At 36.9% G+C, this 3,096-nt stretch carries 1 protein-coding gene and 1 pseudogene; one reads left to right on the top strand and one right to left on the bottom strand.

The window, feature by feature from the left end:
* Window positions 1-133 (bottom strand): annotated as a pseudogene (locus F6K13_RS25695) (peptidase); the annotation flags it as partial.
* Between the two features lie 806 nt (window positions 134-939).
* Here F6K13_RS25695 and F6K13_RS25690 point away from each other — a divergent pair.
* A complete protein-coding gene (locus F6K13_RS25690) occupies window positions 940-1,896 on the top strand; it encodes an RNA polymerase sigma factor, RpoD/SigA family (protein WP_124144412.1) in 957 nt (318 codons plus the stop codon).
* Window positions 1,897-3,096 lie beyond the last annotated feature (1,200 nt).

The following is a 3,096-nucleotide window of genomic DNA, read 5'->3' as shown; positions in this document are numbered from 1 at the left end:
ACTCCTTGAGTAATTGACAAATTTCCAGAAGTGCTGATGAGGATAACCCGCTCCCAGTCAGAGAAAAATCAAATAGCTTCAGGTAAGTGGAAATATAGTCTACTCCCGCATTAGTACGAGAGTCAGAGGCCATTTAAATACCAGATTCAGTAATAATACCAAGGCAATAAGTCATATATTAAGTAACTCAACCGCTTCGCGGAAGCCAAAAATGACTAAGTAATTCTGAGCAAACATTTCGCTGCGAAATGTTATGCAAACAGAATTAAAGACATACTCAAGATAGTCAAAAGTTTAAAATTGAAAGTCAAAAGTCAAGTAAATATACTTCATATACTCTTTTTTTGACCTTGTTTAAGTATTTTTGCAAAATTTTTGTGATTTTGTTGTGCAGGATGCAATTTTTTTAAGAATTTATGAGTACCCTCTTATAGATAATTTAACTAATTTAGGTAATTAAACTCATTCATCTGAAAAATCATCCTTATAGGTATAGCCATAAGACGTAATAAATGTTAACATTCTTAACATAGTATTGAGTAGTGTAAAGGCCATCATAATTATCTGAATAGATAAGAAACGAAAAAGCTGTACTTTAGGCCAATCCAATCTGGATTCTGTACTAAAGCACTTGAATCTTAGTCAAAATCTAATCTAAATTCTCAAAAAATAGTAAAACTTCTTTTATTGTCCACAAATTCTTACAAATAGATTCAAAAGATAAAAGATAATTTGGTTTTTTGACCAGATCTAAAATCTCAGAAATATCAAATTTATAATTTAGAATTTCTGTAGGCCAAATTAATTATATCAAATGGCCATAGAACAAACTTCTTAAAAAAAATCCAAGGAAAGCGCAATACCCGCCCGCTTTTCTTGCTAACTCAAAACAGGGCGCTCGAAACCCTACCAGTAGAGATATCTAGCGGGAGAAGAGTTATGAAGACAAAAATCTCAGACACCGATTCTGTACGCACTTACCTCAGAGAAATTGGCCGTGTCCCCCTATTAACCCATGAAGAAGAAATTCTTTATGGAAAACAAGTACAACGCTTCACAGCTTTGCATGAAGTAAATAAGACCCTCACCGAAAGTTTAGGCCGCGAACCGACAATAGCAGAATGGGCTGAGGCCACAAACTTATCTAGTCATGAATTGCAGCGAATTGTTCGCGAAGGTGAAAGAGCCAAACGAAAAATGGTGGAGGCCAATCTACGATTGGTAGTATCTGTTGCTAAAAAGTATATCAAACGAAATGTAGATTTGCTTGACTTAATACAGGAAGGCACTATCGGTATGCAGAGAGGGGTAGAAAAATTTGACCCTACCAAGGGCTATAGATTTTCCACTTATGCTTATTGGTGGATTCGCCAGGCCATAACTAGGGCCATAGCAGAAAAAGGTCGTACAATTCGTTTGCCGATTCACATTACAGAAAAGCTGAATAAGATCAAAAAAGCCCAACGCCAACTAACTCAAGAGTTAGGACGCTCTGCCACTACCCATGAAATAGCAGAAGAACTAGGTTTCACTCCAAAACAAATTCGTGAATGTTTGGAACGCGCTCGCTTACCTCTATCACTAGATTTACGGGTAGGGGACAATCAAGATACGGAGTTAGGAGACCTACTAGAAGATACAGGAGCTTCTCCAGAAGATTATGCTCTCCAATCTTCCATGCGTAGTGATTTAGAATCAATTATGACTGACCTGACTCCCCAACAAAAGCAAGTTTTGGCATTAAGATTTGGCTTAGAGGATGGACAAAGTATGACTCTCTCAAAAATTGGCGATCGCCTAAATATTAGTCGTGAAAGAGTACGACAAATAGAAAGAGAAGCTCTAAGTAAACTTCGTAAAAGAAAACAAGATATGAATGATTATTTAGCTAGTTAACTTTTCTGGCGGAAAGTCCCCACCCTATAATATTTGATTCAGAGCCCTATGGGAGAGCCATAATATGGAATACTAATGGGCATAGGGGGAAGACATTACCTCTATACAAGCTGCAACTCTTCTGCGGGTTAATCCCGCGTTGTTGCTCAAGTGTAGCGTCGGGAGTTTATCAAAACCTATCTAAAATGGAGCGAGAGGACTCTCGGTATAATCTTAGATTTACCGGAAGGTGAATCGTGACCAAAATAAAAACAGATACTGACCTTGATTTGCAAGAGTCTAACTTAACACCACTCATCTGGCAAAAGGCAAGAGAAAATATATCTAATTCAATCGTTTTATCGGAATAGTATTTGCTTGCCCACTTAATTTTTTTAAGAAGATTGCTACTTGTACACCACTACCGAATTATGTTATAATCACGAAATAATGCGTCATGTGTCAGTTGCAAAAGTGATTTGTCATTGAGGTGTTACTGCCGCCTTTACAGATAGTGGTTCAACAAATTGACTGTGTAGGCGCACTGTCGGGGGTTGGAAACAATCTAGATAAGTGCCACTCAAGCAGTAAACCTAAATCATGAGGTTTGGGAATTCCTCGTTATAATCGAGCGACTTAACGAGTGAGGATGTCAATAACCCTGTAAAGAAATAGAACAAGAAGCAGAGGAAATAAAATACTTTTTCTCTGCTTTAGCTTTCTCAGATTCTAAATCAATTTATCAATCATATCATGTCCATTGGTATAGTTTGTATAAAAACTTGGTAAATCTCTACTTTTTCTTTCTTCCTTATAGTTCATAAAATATTGCTACAGTCACAACATAGGGAACAGGGAACAGGGAAAGAAAAACAGGATTAAAAAGAGGAAAAAGTGTTGAATTTTTATAATTTATGGAATTGATGATTTTTTATTGTCGGAATCAATTACCAATTAAGATGTCACTACCTTTTTTGAATTTGTTATTGCTTGCACTCGATCATACCGATGCTGTCGGACTTGAGTTATATTGACATTTAAAGCTTCAAAATGTATTATTACATAATATATACTTATAGAGCCTATTAAAATGATATGCAAATTTTGTCCCAACCAATGGTTAATATTCTAGCTGCCATAATTTCTATGTTCCGGTTTGCCAAGTGGATTGGGGAGTGGTTTGCCAAGTCCGGCGCCAAGCTGGTGGTGGGCAAGGGCGGC

Source organism: Okeania sp. SIO2B9 (assembly GCF_010672505.1).
Taxonomy (GTDB): domain Bacteria; phylum Cyanobacteriota; class Cyanobacteriia; order Cyanobacteriales; family Microcoleaceae; genus Okeania; species Okeania hirsuta.
Note: the sequence above shows the minus strand (reverse complement) of the source record. Positions and strands in the feature narration are given on the sequence as shown.

What these genes read in the sequence shown, in the direction of transcription:
- F6K13_RS25690 (WP_124144412.1), top strand. Translation starts at nt 940, where the DNA reads ATGAAGACAAAAATCTCAGACACCGATTCTGTACGCACTTACCTCAGA.